This window comes from Actinopolyspora lacussalsi subsp. righensis, from assembly GCF_900116555.1.
Classification (GTDB): Bacteria; Actinomycetota; Actinomycetes; order Mycobacteriales; family Pseudonocardiaceae; genus Actinopolyspora; species Actinopolyspora lacussalsi.
Genome location: NZ_FPAT01000013.1, coordinates 114,512 through 128,471, shown reverse-complemented (window position 1 = coordinate 128,471; position 13,960 = coordinate 114,512). Strand labels below are relative to the sequence as shown.

General features: G+C 61.7%; 16 protein-coding genes and 1 pseudogene. 11 read left to right on the top strand and 6 right to left on the bottom strand.

Going from position 1 to position 13,960, the window contains the following annotated elements:
• Positions 1–128: 128 nt before the first annotated feature.
• On the top strand, positions 129–668 hold the full coding sequence (locus tag BM394_RS19860) for a ComF family protein (protein ID WP_139235274.1): 540 nt from the start codon (positions 129–131) through the stop codon (positions 666–668).
• Between the two features lie 20 nt (positions 669–688).
• Positions 689–856, top strand: a complete 168-nt coding sequence (locus BM394_RS22915; protein WP_175530189.1) for a hypothetical protein — start codon at positions 689–691, stop codon at positions 854–856.
• A gap of 18 nt (positions 857–874) precedes the next feature.
• Here BM394_RS22915 and BM394_RS19855 read toward each other — a convergent pair whose 3' ends face one another.
• The 4 genes and pseudogenes from BM394_RS19855 to BM394_RS19840 all read right to left on the bottom strand — a co-directional run bounded on the left by BM394_RS19855 (position 875) and on the right by BM394_RS19840 (position 3,856).
• On the bottom strand, positions 875–1,684 hold the full coding sequence (locus tag BM394_RS19855) for a DUF2182 domain-containing protein (RefSeq protein ID WP_217643611.1): 810 nt from the start codon (positions 1,682–1,684) through the stop codon (positions 875–877).
• Positions 1,681–2,340, bottom strand: coding sequence for a DUF1326 domain-containing protein (locus BM394_RS19850; protein WP_092980751.1), 660 nt, complete (start codon positions 2,338–2,340; stop codon positions 1,681–1,683). Before BM394_RS19850 ends, BM394_RS19855 begins: the two co-directional genes overlap by 4 nt.
• 117 nt (positions 2,341–2,457) lie before the next feature.
• A complete protein-coding gene (locus BM394_RS19845; protein ID WP_217643610.1) occupies positions 2,458–2,922 on the bottom strand; it encodes a GNAT family N-acetyltransferase in 465 nt (154 codons plus the stop codon).
• A 31-nt stretch (positions 2,923–2,953) separates the two neighbouring features.
• Positions 2,954–3,856: pseudogene (locus tag BM394_RS19840) on the bottom strand (aldo/keto reductase).
• Between the two features lie 290 nt (positions 3,857–4,146).
• Between BM394_RS19840 and BM394_RS19835 the strand changes: the two are divergent.
• The 5 genes from BM394_RS19835 (at position 4,147) to BM394_RS19815 (ending at position 7,096) form a co-directional block, all read left to right on the top strand.
• The gene (locus BM394_RS19835; protein ID WP_092980749.1) at positions 4,147–4,521 is read left to right on the top strand and encodes a hypothetical protein; all 375 of its coding nucleotides are present in this window, start codon (positions 4,147–4,149) and stop codon (positions 4,519–4,521) included.
• Positions 4,518–5,429 (top strand): hypothetical protein, encoded by a 912-nt coding sequence (locus BM394_RS19830; protein ID WP_092980747.1) that lies wholly within the window; start codon positions 4,518–4,520, stop codon positions 5,427–5,429. Before BM394_RS19835 ends, BM394_RS19830 begins: the two co-directional genes overlap by 4 nt.
• Before the next feature lie 14 nt (positions 5,430–5,443).
• Entirely contained in the window at positions 5,444–5,932 is a 489-nt protein-coding gene (locus BM394_RS19825) for a hypothetical protein (protein WP_092980745.1), read from the top strand.
• Positions 5,929–6,462 (top strand): DUF3558 family protein, encoded by a 534-nt coding sequence (locus BM394_RS19820; protein WP_092980743.1) that lies wholly within the window; start codon positions 5,929–5,931, stop codon positions 6,460–6,462. Before BM394_RS19825 ends, BM394_RS19820 begins: the two co-directional genes overlap by 4 nt.
• A gap of 100 nt (positions 6,463–6,562) precedes the next feature.
• Positions 6,563–7,096, top strand: coding sequence for a DUF3558 family protein (locus BM394_RS19815; protein WP_092980741.1), 534 nt, complete (start codon positions 6,563–6,565; stop codon positions 7,094–7,096).
• Positions 7,097–7,115: 19 nt separating this feature from the next.
• Here the strand turns inward: BM394_RS19815 and BM394_RS23970 are convergent, their stop codons facing one another.
• The gene (locus tag BM394_RS23970; protein WP_175530188.1) at positions 7,116–7,403 is read right to left on the bottom strand and encodes a transposase; all 288 of its coding nucleotides are present in this window, start codon (positions 7,401–7,403) and stop codon (positions 7,116–7,118) included.
• A 194-nt stretch (positions 7,404–7,597) separates the two neighbouring features.
• Between BM394_RS23970 and BM394_RS19805 the strand changes: the two genes are divergently transcribed.
• From BM394_RS19805 to BM394_RS19790, 4 genes are all read left to right on the top strand, one after another.
• Positions 7,598–8,863: a glycosyltransferase 87 family protein gene (locus BM394_RS19805; RefSeq protein WP_092980738.1), complete on the top strand. Its 1,266-nt coding sequence runs from the start codon at positions 7,598–7,600 to the stop codon at positions 8,861–8,863.
• Positions 8,864–9,024: 161 nt separating this feature from the next.
• The gene (locus tag BM394_RS19800) at positions 9,025–10,068 is read left to right on the top strand and encodes a S66 family peptidase (RefSeq protein WP_092980736.1); all 1,044 of its coding nucleotides are present in this window, start codon (positions 9,025–9,027) and stop codon (positions 10,066–10,068) included.
• Between the two features lie 241 nt (positions 10,069–10,309).
• Positions 10,310–10,627, top strand: coding sequence for a hypothetical protein (locus tag BM394_RS23090; RefSeq protein ID WP_217643608.1), 318 nt, complete (start codon positions 10,310–10,312; stop codon positions 10,625–10,627).
• 621 nt (positions 10,628–11,248) lie between these two features.
• Positions 11,249–11,785, top strand: coding sequence for an HNH endonuclease (locus BM394_RS19790; protein WP_175530187.1), 537 nt, complete (start codon positions 11,249–11,251; stop codon positions 11,783–11,785).
• Between the two features lie 370 nt (positions 11,786–12,155).
• On the opposite strand, the gene BM394_RS19785 is transcribed toward BM394_RS19790, so the two are convergent.
• Entirely contained in the window at positions 12,156–13,646 is a 1,491-nt protein-coding gene (locus tag BM394_RS19785) for an ATP-dependent nuclease (protein ID WP_217643607.1), read from the bottom strand.
• Between the last annotated feature and the right edge of the window lie 314 nt (positions 13,647–13,960).

Here is a 13,960-nt window from a genome sequence, read left to right as displayed (position 1 = left end):
CGGCACGTTGTGGGGTCTGTTCGTCACATCGCGCCGAGTTCGGTGACCAGCTCGCTGATCAAGTCCTGCCACTGACCTACGTGTGCGGAAATCGTCCCCAGGGGATCCATCAGTCGGCTCACACCGTTGTGAGCTACAAACGTACTCCGGTCGCGGAGAAAAGCGTCGAAGACCTCTGCCTGATGATCATGACTGCCACCACCATCCACGCATCGTGCATCGCCGTTTCGCCCGGCCGCGCGTGGCAGGCGGTGACGTTCGTACCCTCGGCGAACAATCCAGGCCGTGGACATCCGGTGGCTCGGCTCGCACGGCAGGTCGCGTTCCACAACGATGCCGACAAACGGCTGACCCTGGATCTGGGACCGGGAATCGAGTCGGGCCAACGCACGGTGCGCGATGACCGTTTCGCCGTTCCCGAGCATTACCGTGATCGTGTGGCGGGCAAGCACGTCCTGCTGGTCGATGACACCTGGACCTCGGGAGCGAAAGCACAGTCCGCTGCGGTCACCCTCAAGGAGGCCGGTGCCTCTCACGTCACTGTGCTCTGTGCGGCCCGGTGGTGCCGCTACGACTGGGAGAACCACCGTTCGTTGTTCGACAGTCGCACCGAGCCGTACGACGCGTACGTTTGTCCGGTGACCGGTGGTACTTGTCCGACGAACTGACCCGATCAGTGGAGTGGTTGGTGACGAGGCCGCCATCTCGGCCGGAGGTTTCCTCGTTGTTCGGCCAAGAACCCGATTTCGCGCCCACCCCGTCCCCCGCTCGGGAAGGCGCCGACCGGGATCTCGCCTGGACGGTCACCGGTTATCTGGCGGAGCGGATCGAGCTCCGGGAGCGGCGGAACGACTGAGCCCCGAGCACTGGCGAGCTACGCGACCGTGCCGACCAGCCCGGGCAGGACCAGCAGGACGAGACCGGCCCCGATCAGGAGCGCTCCGACCGCGTAACTGGCCTGCCTGCCGTACGGCAGCACCTTCTCGACGGTGATCACGGCGGTGACACCGATCATCCAGACGAGGCTCATCATGCCCGCGGCCAGCAGCACGAGCATCAGGGCCCAGCAGCAGCCGATGCAGTAGGCACCGTGCCCGCACCCCACCAGCAGCGCGCCGCGTCTGCTGCGGACCGCCCGCTGCCCGTGCCGCATCAGCAGTGCCATCGGTGACCGGCAGTGCACCAGGCACCACTGCTTCAGCGGGGTGAACTGGAACAGTCCGGCGGCCACCAGCACGACGGCGCCCGAACGGGCCGCCGTGGCGCTGCCCGCCATCGCCAGCGCGTCGAAGGCACGCAGGCACGCGTAGGCCGCAAGCCCCGTGAGCAGCCAGGCGAGCAGGTAGCCGACGACCAGGACGGTCACGCTGCCGGTACCCGCCTGGCGAACCCGGAGCAGTCTGCTCATGCCGATGGTGAACGGCGTGATGCCGGGCAGCATCATCGCCGTCATCATGATCAGCCAGGTGAGCAGGAAGAATCCGAACCGGGTCCATTCGAAACCGGACGGGGTCATCGGCCGCATCCCGGTCAGGATGCCCAGTCGCATCCCCGGTGTGGCCAGGTTGTGCGTCAGCAGCCAGGCCAGCGCGGTGAAGACGAGCAGCACGACCGCCAGCAGGACTTCGGTGCCGGACAACCAACCCGGTCCCGGAACGACCCGAGCCCCAGTTCTGCTCGTCACTTCGCGTCCGGTCCCGCCCACTCGAAGGGAATGAGCTTGCTGGAGTAACCGGACCGGTCCCACTGGAATCCGAAGGCGTCGGCGTGGTCGCTGACGGCCCTGCCCCAGACGGCGGGTGGTTGGCCGGGCCCGACCTCAGCCCCGGGCAGGTTGTGGACCTCCACCCTGCTCCCCTCGGCCGTCGTGGGTCCGGTCAGCGCCTCCACTTCCGCTTCGGCCCTGCCGGGTACGCGCACGCTCCACCGGGCGAAGTCCTCCTCGAACGTGGCCTCGATGGGGGAGAACTCCATGCCGAGGATCTCCGGGCCGAACATCGCGCCGAACTCGGCGGGCCAGCCGCCGGCCTCGCCGCCGAAGATCAGTTGCAGGGCCTGCCGCTGGTCCTCGTCGCCGCGCTCGTCGATGAACACGGCGGCGTAAGGGTCGGTGTGGGTTCTTTCCCAGGGGTTTCCGGTGAAGGAGCCGAGCATCGTGACGTTGAGTCCGTCCAGCGCGGTGTCGCCGTAATTGCCCTCGCTGACGTGCCAGAGCAGGATGCCGCTGCAGTCGCCGTAGGTGGGAGGTTGGGCGAACGAGCAGGGGCAGGGGATCGCGCACTTGCACGCGTCGAACCACACGCCCTTGAGATGCCAGTTCTGAATGGTCGAAGTAGTCATGATCGCCTCACCAACCTTCGTGGCGGACTACTCACCCACAGTTTCCGCTCCTGGCGAGGGCGGCTGTCAATACGCGGTGCGCGGTATTTCCCCTGGGAATATGCGAGCGGCCCTGGCTCACAGCCGTTTCTCGAACCAGTGGTCCGCGTACAGCGCGTCGGAGTACGGTTCGATCTCCTCGTAGCCGTTGGCCGCGTAGAGTTTCCGGGCTTCCACCAGGTCGCCGCGAGTGTCGAGCCGGATCGCCCGCATACCCAGGTCCACGGCGGTCCGCTCGGCGGCGCGCAGCAGCGACACGCCCAAGCCTTGCCTCCTGCTCGGCTCGACCACGAACATCCTGGTGAGTTCTCCGGTGTGCTCGTCGTGGTGCCGGAGACCGACACAGCCCACCGCGCGTCCGTTCTCGCGCGCTACGAGGAAGCGTCCGGTATCGCCCGAAAGGTCGACGCTCGGATCCTCGGCGATCGCCGATTCGACCTCGGAGTCGGTGGGCTTCCTACCGATATAGCGGGCGGTCATCTCCGCGAAGTACTCGCGCAGCAGAACCACGCTTTCCGGCGCTTCGACGTCTGCCGCGGACACGGTGATCCCGCTGTTCGGTGGTCTCGACAATTCAGCCCTCTCGTCGGATGTCGTGGGTCGTGAAGCGCGACGGTCGGTCGTTGTCACCGGGGCGTCGATTTCTCGCGAAATCGCCGGGCCGGGGCGGGGCATCCAACCGCCGCAGTTCCTCCCCGGAAAGGCTCAGCTCCGCCGCCGCTGTGTTCATGTGGAGGTGGCTGACACTGGTGGTTCCCGGTAGCGGGACCACCGGCACGCCGTGCACCCGCTCCCGGTGGTGCACCCAGGCCAGCGCCACCTGACCCGCCGTGGTGCCGTGCTCCTCGGCGATCTCGTCCAGGGCGGCGCGTGTGTCCTCGATCCCCGGTTCGGCGGCCTCGCCGTTCCGGTGCAGCAGCCCGTGGCCGTTGGGCGAGTGGGCCACCACCGGAATCCCGAGCTCGGCGGCGGTGGGAAGCAGTCGCCGCTCGAAGTCGCGGTTGGCCAGCGACCACTGCTCCTGCAACGCCGCGACGGGATGCACCGCGTGCGCCCGACGCAGATCCGCTTCGGTCATATTGGACAATCCGAGGGCTCGTACCTTGCCCTGCTCGATCAGCTCGGTGACCGCCCCGACGGTCTCCTCGATCGGAACCCGGTCGCTGCGGTGGTGCGGGTAGTAGAGGTCGATCGTCTCGACGCCGAGTCACCGCAAGATCGCCTCACTCGCCTGCCGCACGTATTCGGGGTCGGCCCGCACGTCGAAGCCGCCCGCGATCGCGTCGTCCCACACCAGTCCGAACTTGCTCGCCAGCACGACCTCGTCACGACGGGGCCGGATCGCCCGGCCGACCAGTTCCTCGTTCTCGTAGGCGTCGGCGGCGTCCAGCAGCGTGATCCCCGCGTCGAGCGCCGCGTCGATCACGGCGACCGGATCGCGATCGGGGTCCTCGGCCGCCGCGTCACGCAGTCGCATCGCCCCGAAGCCCTGCCATCCCAGCTCTTCCCGGCTCACTCGCGGCGTCGTTCCGGAAGTCCGCATACTTCGCAGCCTAGAACTTCGAGCACTGTCCAAGTCCAGTGTTCGTACCTTCGATTCGCACGGATAGGTACGGCTGTTGTCCGATGTGAGTTACCGGCACGTTCCGCTGTGTACTGCCAGCTTCCATTGCTCGGCTGGGTTTCGGGCTGAGTTCCGCGAATGGGCCGGGCAGCGCCCGGTCGGCTGGTAGCTTGCCCTGGTTGTAGCCGATACGAGGAGCGAACATGACGGACAGCGGATCGGGTTTCGGCGTCGACCTGTACCGCCTGGAGAAGGTCGCCAAGGACTACCTGCCCACGGTGTCCGGGGTCTACGACAAGGCGCTCGGCCAGTGCGAGGACGCACAGGGCGCGGTGAACGGCTTGTCCGGCGTGCCGGAGCAGTTCCAGGGCTCGGGCGGTTCGATGGCCCAGGCGTACGGCCAGCTGCACGGCGCGATCACCGGTGTGCTGAAGTCGACCAAAACCAGCCTGGACGAGACCGCGGACGCGCTGCACGAAACGGTGCGGATGTACGCGGAGGCCGATCAAGGAGTTTCGGACGAGCTGGATCGGTTGATGGAGGAGCAGGGCACCCCGAAGCCGGAGGGGGACTCATGAGTTTCGACGAGCTGATGTCCAAGGCGAAAGAGATCGAGGAAGGCGCCGTCGACGCGGAATACCGCCAGCTGGCCCAGTACGGTGGCAGACCCGACTACGGCAGGATCAAGGAGAAGTACCAGGACTGCGCGACACCCCTGTTCGAGCCGTTCACCCGAATTCCGGATCCGGGGAACTACCAGGGGATCATCGATCAGCTGCACGGTGCCATGAGCTCTCTGTCGAACGGTGCGCAGATGAGGGACCCCATCAGCGGGGACTCCATCGGTGCGAACGAGGACCTGCGGTCGATCGAGACGGCGGCCGATGATCTGAACGACTGGAGCGGGATGGCCGCCCACGCGTTCAAGGCCAACTTCCTCGACCCGTTTCCCGCCATCGCGAGCAACCAGTTCCTGGTGCTGGGGATTATGAAAGGTGCGGTCGAGGCGGATCAGGAGGTTTGGGATAAAACGCGAACGGACATAGTCCACATCGCTGATCAGACTCTCAATGCGCTGGACAACGTGGCCAGCTGTAGCAAGAGCGATCTTGAGTTCACGTTGTCGGTGGCCAGCGCGGTCGCGGCGATCGGGGCCATCCCGTTCACCGGTGGTGCCTCGGTGGCCTTCGCGGCGGTGGGCGCGGCCTCGGCCGTGGGAGGTGCGGCGCAGAAGGGTGTGAAAGCGGTGAAGAAGAACGGCGGCACAGCGGAGCAGGTCATCAACTCCATGAAGGAGGGGATCGACGAGCTCAACGAAGAAATTCGCAAGGATCAGGGCGAGATCACCAAGGCGCTGAACGATTACGCCGGTGAGGTCGATCGGCAGAACAAGGCGGATTCCCCGTTCGTCTCGGCGCGGCCGAAGCTCGCGGGCATGTCGGGCAGCGTTCTCACCAGCGACCAGGGCGTCGGCGGCCACGACTAGGAGGAGTGAGAGCAGTGGGTGAGCTGGCCGAGCGGCTGGACAGCATCCGGGTGCGGGCGAGTGCCCCGGGGATGGACATTCACGCCGAGTTGCGCAACCGTAGCGAGTTCTCGCTCTCGTTCGGCGAGAGCGTGTACGAGTTCGCCGACGAGCGCGCCCTGGAGCGGGCGTTGGCGAGTATGGCGCGGCTGCTCTACGCCGGGTGGCAGCGGCAGTATCAGGACGCGATCAGCTGGACCAACCTGGACACCGAGCCGCGTGATCAGCACGACTCCGATTTCCAGGCGGAGTCCCGCGCGGTGGAGTCCTACGGTGAGTCGAGTGACGGCCGCTTCGCGTTGTCGGCCGTGGGGATGGACGAGTTCACCGCGCGGATCAAGCGCGGCAGCCTGCGTGAACTGCGGGAGGAGGAGTTCGCCGCGCGGGTGGTCGAGGCGGCTACCCGATTGGTGCAGGATTACCAGGCGAGGACGACGGAGCTGAAGCTGAGGTATTACGGATGATCGGGCGGGCGTTACGGGTTACTGCCGTGCTGTTGGCGGGTTTGGGTGTGATCTCGGCGTGTGGTTCGTCGGACCGCCCCAAAGAATTGTCGGTGAGTGACGTGAAGCCGTGTGAGCTGATCTCACAGTCAGCCAGAGAGCGACTTCAGGTACGTGCACAACCTCAGTCGCGTGACGCGGTTGCTGAGGTTGATACAGAAGGAAGTACCTGCTATTTCTCTCCCTACGATAGAAGCAATGTGTGGCTCAGCGTGGTAACGAACCACGGTATCGGTCGGTGGAGTGGCGATGGGCCGTTCGACCGCTCGAAATCGAAAGAGGTTTCCCGGATTCAAGGTTTTCGTACGGTCAAGGTGTGGTTCGACGGTGAGAGCCCGAATCCGGATCACAAGTGCAGGATCTACGTGGATGTGGCCGCTGGCAAGTCGCTGCGAGTCCAAGTAGACGAGTCCTTCACTGATGAGGATCCGTCTACGTGCACCACGGCTCGTCGGTTCGCGGAGGCCGCGATGCAGTCGCTCGCCGCTTGAGTTCGGTATGTGAGTTCGCCGCGCGGGTGGTCGAGGCGGCTACCCGATTGGTGCGGGATTACCAGGCGAGGACGACCGAGTTGAAGCTGAGGTATTACGGATGATCGGGCGGGCGTTACGGGTTACTGCCGTGCTGTTGGTGGGGTTGGGGGCGGTCTCGGCGTGTGGTTCGTCGGATCGTCCCAGGGAGTTGTCGGTGAGTGACGTGAAGCCGTGCGACCTGATCAACAGGGAATCGGTGCAAGGGATGCGGATAGGCCAGGAATCGCAGAAACTCGATTCCGTTCCCGGGGCGATAGAAACGGAAGGGAATACCTGTTTCTACGGCATCACCACCGGGAATACCATTTACGTCAGCACGATAACGAACCAAGGGATCGATCGGTGGATTGATCCTTCTGATGAGGATGCGAGGTCCGAGGAGGTTTTCCGGATTCAGGGTTTTCGTGCGGTCAAGGTGTGGTTCGACAGCGATCGCCCGGATCCGGAGCACAAGTGCTGGATCTACGTGGATGTGGCCGGTGGGCAGTCATTACGGGTCAGGGTTGAGCAGTCCTACAGCGATGAGGATCCGTCGACCTGCACCACGGCTCGTCGGTTCGCGGAGGCCGCGATGCGGACGCTCGCCAACTGAGTGCTGTTAAGAGGGTGTCTCATGCGAGGTGTTTTCGTAGCAGGTTAGGGGCGGCGGCGAGAGCGGGAAAGACGGCGCGATGGTTGGCTGTGCTTTCGTAGCGTTGGGTCAGGCGGCGGTATTCTGAGAGTAAAGCCAGGCTGCGTTCGATGATCCATCGGTGGTGGCCGAGCGTGTGGCGGGGTTCGATCCCGGTACGGGCTATACGGAGTGTGATTTCTCGCTGCCAAAGCCACCGTAACAGCGTGTCGTCGCAGTCTTTCTCGGCTTGCAGTTTGGCGGTTCTGTCTCGGCGGGGTCCTCTCAAGATCTAAGACAGACCGGAAAAGCAAAAATTTCTTCATCTGGTGGTCGAATTATTTATGCCATAGCGGATTCCGAATAATGATCCCCGTAGTTCTCGGCGCCGTCCGGGATCGCTGAAAATTTTTCCCGTCGGGATGTGGGATAATTGGTGTGCTCGTGTTGAGTAATCGGCATCCACACTACGAAAGTGTATGATTGAAGTTCGTTAACACGGAAGAAGCACCAACGGGAACCAACCGCGTCTCGTGGCTGTCGAACCACATGCCTGCGGTGGCAGCGGTCGCGTTCACCGCGTTCGCCGCTCCCACGTTGCTGCAGTGGATGCTGACCGGGACCCCGGTGTTGGGGGATTTCCTCGACGTGACCGTGTATCGAGCTGGTGGTGCCGCCCTGCTCAACGGTGAACCGCTGTACGAATCCGATCTGCCCGCGCTCACCGGGGCGTATCCGTTCACCTACCCGCCATTCGCGGCGATAGTCTTCACTCCGCTGGCGTTTGTGCCGACGTGGCTGTGCCGCGCCCTCGTCATACCAGCGCACATGATCCTGCTCGTCACGGTGGTTCGCGGGTTCCTACGACACGCGAATGCCGCGAGCATTCGCGAACGTCGTCGAGCGACGGTTGCCGTCGTCGCATTGGTGTTCTTGGTGGAGCCGCTGACGTGGACGATGTGGCTCGGGCAGATCAATCTGTTGTTGTTGGCCATTATTCTCTTCGATCTTGTCGGTGAGCACCGGAGTGCTGGAGTTGCCGTTGGTATCGCGACGGGGATCAAACTCACGCCCGGACTGTTCATCGTGTACCTGGTGTGCACGCGGCGATTCGGCATGGCCGCTCGTGCGGGAGGAGCGACGGCGGCGACGATCGGGCTTGGGTTTCTGGTGGCACCGCATGATTCGTTGCGTTACTGGTCGGGAGTTTTCGCCGACAACTCCAGGTTCGGTGCCACCGCCGGGCGGGGAAACCTGTCGATCAACGGTGCGGTAGCTCGACTGCTGGGGGGTGGGGATCTTCGGGTGCTGTTGTGGCTCGGTCTGGCCGGTATCGCAGTCGTCGTCGGTCTGGCCTTGGCGACAGCGATACACAACCGAGGCGAGGTCCTGCTCGGACTGACGTTGTGCGGTCTCACCACGACCACTGTGTCGCCGTTCTCGTGGAGTCACCACTGGGTATGGCTCGGCCCTCTCATGATTCTGGCATTGCTGTACGCGCCGAAATCGGTGTGCGCTGTACTGGGAGTGCTGACTTTCGCGTGGCCGGTGCACATCATCCTGGGGCTCGACAGCCACTTCCCTGTCCTCGGTATCAGTACGTTTCCGCCTTGGCACGGATTCGAGGTGGTTTACGGGAACGCCTACCTGATCACCTTCGTCGGTACCCTGGTTTTCGTATCCGCAGGATGGTTTCTCCGGACGGAACCCGGCCGACAACTGCCGCGAACGATCAGCCGATCTCGGTGACTTGTCCGCTGATGACCTCCCGGCTACCTCGTGGAGCGGTGACAGCACGGCTGGATCGGTAAGGAAAGCGTACTCAATCAAGGCTGATCGACTCGTCCTGATGCGTACCCGCGGCACATCCAATGTCGAAACGAGGTGACAGCACTCCTAGGGTCGGTCACATGGAGTTCGTCCACCCTCGGAAGGCCCGGCCCGGCGACAGGATCGCTGTGCTGTCGCCGTCCTTCGCTGCTCCCGCGGTCGGTTCCGCCGTGCACGAGCAGGCGTTGCGACGGCTGCGGGACATCACGGGTCTCGTGCCCGTCGAGTTTCCGACCACTCGGAAGCTCGACGCCACCGCGCGCGAACGCGCGGCGGACCTCAACGCTGCCTTCGCCGATCCGGAGATCCGGGCGGTGCTGACCACGAGTGGTGGGGAGGACCAGATCACGGTCGTGCCGCACCTGGATACCGAACTCGTCGCCAACGATCCCAAACCCTTTCTCGGGTACAGCGACAACACGAACCTGCTGAATCGGCTCTGGACGCTGGGGGTGCCCGGCTACTACGGCGGCTCGACCCAGGTTCAGCTGGGGCCGGGACCGCACGTCGATCCGGTCCACGAGCGGTCGCTGCGGGCCGCGCTCCTCACCGGCGAACGCATCGAGCTCACCGAGCCGGGTGAGTCCGAGGACATCGGGCACGACTGGAACGATCCCCGCGCACTCGACGAATTCGGCGAGCGCGAGCCGACCGAGCCCTGGACCTGGGCCGGTCCTGCCGAATCCCGCACCGGCAGGACGTGGGGCGGGTGCGTCGAGGTGCTGCAGTGGCTCCTCACGGCCGGGCGTTTTCCGGTTGATCCGGCCGTACTCGACGGCGGTGTGCTGCTTTTGGAGACGTCGGAGGAATTGATCGCGGCGCGGGAGTTCGGTTGGATCCTCCGTTCTCTCGGGGAACGCGGGATCCTGCGTGCGGTTGACGCGGTAGTCGTCGCCCGTCCGCCGGCCTCCAACTTCAACGTGCGGCCCACGGCCGAGCAGCGGCGGGAGAACCGAGCGGAGCAGCGCGACACCGCGGTTTCCGTGGTGCACGCCTACAGCCCGGACGCGGTCGTCGTGGTCGGTCCGCCCTTCGGGCATACCAGACCACAGTGGATCGTCCCCTACGGCGGCTTCATGACGGTCGACGGCGTGAACGGACGCCTGTTCGCCGAATACGGCTGAGCCGTATTCGGCACGTCAGTGAGGCAGTGTCTTTAGCTCCTTGGTTGGCAAGCCGATACTCGTGTCCGCGCATGGCTCTTGTCCTGCGGTGCGAGACGGCCCGGTCTGAGCGTCATTGACCGGGGGCGAGCGAGCTTAGTGGCCCGTGCGTGGCCCGGAAGTTCACGGCGAATCCGGTATTGATGGGGCAGATCATCGCGAATGGCACACAAGGTCATGCCTGGAAGCGCAGTATGGGGCCATGTCGTCTGGTGAGTCTCGCTGCGAGCGATGCGATCTGCCTGTCGGGCAGTGCGAACACACTCGGAAACCCAAGCCCGCTGGGCAGCCCGCGCCTGCTCTGATCCTCATCAGCCCGGCGGGGATGGCGCATCTTCCCGGCTGCTTCCACAAGGGTGACCATCCCGATTACTCCGACTGGGGAGAGATCCGCGACGTTCCGCGTGCCTGGGAGCGCCTCGGGAACGGCGACGTCATCGCCGCGAACGCCGGCGCCAACGTCGAGCTCCGGGCGAATCAACGCTGTAAGGACTGCGACAACCGAGCCCGTCACCCGTAGCGAGATCCCGGTTGGTGACACGGTTGATGTGTGGCAAGGCTGTGGTCAGAGCGGTTCGCCCCGATCGTGCTCACGATGAGCCGCCCCAACCTGCTGCGGTTCAAGGGAACCATCGATGTTGCGGTGTCCGAGCTCGCGGTGCGGTCGGAGTCCTCGGGCTTCGCGGACTGAAAGCCGCTTCCGGTGGATCGGCGGACCATCCTCGGCACGGAGCCGCCCTGCACCGGCACCCCGCTGCCGCAGGCCGCCAACCCCGCGCACGAAAAAGGCCCAGGCGGAACTCGGAAGTTCCTGCCCTGGGCCTTCACCGTTGGAGCGGGTGACGGGGATCGAACCCGCGTTCTCAGCTTGGGAATCCGATACTCGTCTCCGCGCACGGCTGCTGCCCTGGGGCGCAAGGTGGTCTGTGGTGACCGTCATTGACCGCCCTTAATGGCCCGCGTGTGGCCCAGCAGGCGGAGTGCTCACCTGTCGTACCTGCTCGGTAGCTTGGATGCGCAAAGTCGATCTCGAGCCGTTGGAGAGCTCATGCGAGCCAGTCGTGCCGTGATGCCGAGTATGGAAACTATCGCAACGTATTGGGAGGCTAGGAAGCTACCTGGCTTCGATCAGATCCCGTTGATGGACGCTGGTGAACCTGAATGCTTCGCGTGCGGATATTGTCCGCTTGATCATTACAAGAAAGAGATCAAGAAGAAGATATCAACCAAAAACCTTCAGCGTGCACATGTTGTTCCTTGGTCACTAGGCGGATCTAATGATCCTCAAAATTTCGCAATCTTGTGTAAGAGATGCCATGAGCAATCCCCAGACACTTCCGAGTCAGATATTTTTTGGTCATGGGTCGCAAAACATCCACGCAGTGGCTCTTTGGCTGTTCTCTTTGCTATTTCTACAGGGAAAGAGCCGGAATTGCGTGAATACACGGGTCCAGGGGCTAAGTACGTCAGAGCCTTGACTAAGTTGTCAGAGGAGGAGTTAAAGGGTCTTATGGCGATATTCGAAAGTGAAGGCATGGAGTATCTGAAGGGGCTGATCTGTTCAGTTATGAACGACATGGATATATCGACACATTTTGGTGTCGGAATAGCTGAGGGAACTTGGGAGCACATTACACGGCAGGCAATTGCAGCACATAGGCAGGCAGACACGAACTAGTGGTGCCTAGTTTGGATAAGCTTGCCTAAACAGGTAACGCATGATTTTAGTACGGACGCGGATCTGTGGCAAGGCTGTGGTCAGCGCGGCTCGCGCAGCGAGCCCCCGATGTCCACAGTCGCGGCAGCGATCGCCGGGCTCAGCGGTACACGGCTGCGGCAGACACGGCGATCGATACAGAGGGAATGTGCGACAGCGCCCGATCGTGCATGGGGTTCGTTCTAGTCCTGCGTCGAGTCCCGCTTCTCCGGGCGGCTGGCTGGCGCGCGAACGGCCGCCAGGCCGCACGCGCAAGCGCCATGACAAGTCGTCCCGGAGCGCGCCGCCGCAGGCGGCGCGCCTTGATCCTGTAGAGCCAAATTCGGCAATTTTACTTGGAACCGGGAAGGAGTTGCGCGAACGGAGCTATTAGTTCCGACAGTTCGGCTGGGTTTTCTTGAGCCCATACGCTCAAGAATGCTCCCGCAACAACCTGTTCGGAAGTGAAACTCAAATCAGCGCCTATTTGCTGAAAAATCAAGTGAATGTCGCGATTTGTTGATGCTCTTTGTTGTATCACAGTTTCTACGAAAGATTGTTTTGACAAAGGAAATTGCATGGATACCGTCAACAACGCGATATTGTGCTCGATATTGTCGATGACACGATGAAGTATGTGTAGTTCCGGATGGTTATCTCCTGGCAAAGTATAAATGTTGCTTGCCGGATTTTCTTGATTCTTCTTGTCGCCATCAAGTATGCAAATAGAAGGATATTTAGTGGAAGGTGTCGCGTTGTGGCCCTCGCTGATTTTAATAGCTCGTTCGGCCCCGCCTACAGCATGGATCTCTATCGCGTCCATTTCCACCCCGCCATAATGCCGCAGGGCCGTACTCACGAGTTTTTTAGCGAACGTATCTTCCACAAAAATCGCAAGGGTTGCTGATACTTGCCCCGTAATTGCGCGTAGAGTGTTTATGTCAAGTCGGCCTTGATTTACTTCCCCGTTGTAGGCAGTCCAAATTGCTGACGATGGGAGTGGAACCAGCGCATCATTGGAATGCGTCGTAAATATGATTTGCGCGGACTTTTTCTCGGCTACTTCGACGAGATATTCGACCATGTGTTTGGTTGCGACCGGATGCAGCCCGTTTTCGATTTCTTCGATAAGGATCAGGGTGTTTTTATCAGCTTCTTCGATGGCGGACACGATTCTAATAACGCTCGCCTCGCCTGCACCGAAGTGGAATTCGGAATAGCGTTCCCCGTTCGTGTCCTTACCAGCAAACATGGACACTTTTCCAGTTGCATCTACGTGAAGTTTGCTGTATTCATCCACGCTCTTTCCGAGGATTTTTTGAACGGCAGTCGTGACTGGTTCGGCAAGGGAAACCTCCGAATCCGCCGCAAAATAATTACCTATGGCATTATTGGTAAGATCTTTGCGTTCGTTTGCTGGAATAGTACGTGAAACTCCGAATATAATGACGTCACGTTCAGTTGATTTACGATCCCAACGTGCTTGTGGAAAACGTGCTGTCCTTTGTACATGGATGCCGGCCATCAATTGCTTGTCGATTAGTTCATATTCTATGGTCCAGTCTTTCATGGAGGAATCATATTTCCCGCTCTTGGCAAAGAATGTTCCAGGCTTCACCGCCTTATATGGAAGAGCGGCAGCGCCCAGTATAGTACTTTTTCCGCCTCCGTTTGGGCCGATTAGAGCGGTTACAGGAAAATCAAAAGTAACCTCGCGGTTGGTAAAACCCCTGATTTGCTTAAGGGTTACTTTTTTAAGGTATTTTCCGTAGTCGGAACGTGATACTTTGTTTTCGAGATTCTGTAGCTCACTTTCGCGAAATTCGCTTCGATATTCCGACAACTTGACTCCTGTGGTCTTGAGTTGGAGGTTGGGTGCTAATTCCACCATAGTAACTCAGAAACTCTGGTAGTAGTGATCGATTAGATACGTGATCGATGACGCGCTGAGTTGATCTGTGCGACTTGTCGGTGGTTATTAGACGGAGCTGGGGCCGATTAGTCGAGTTTGGAGGCAGATGATCGATCGAGTTCTTCGTCGTACCAGGTCCCCGCTCGGGATAAGATCCGTTTTGATTGGGAGCATGCTGTGAGAGATGTCGTGGTATGGTTACTGATCGAGATCATCCTGAGAAGACGGTAGATAGTGGTCTCCTT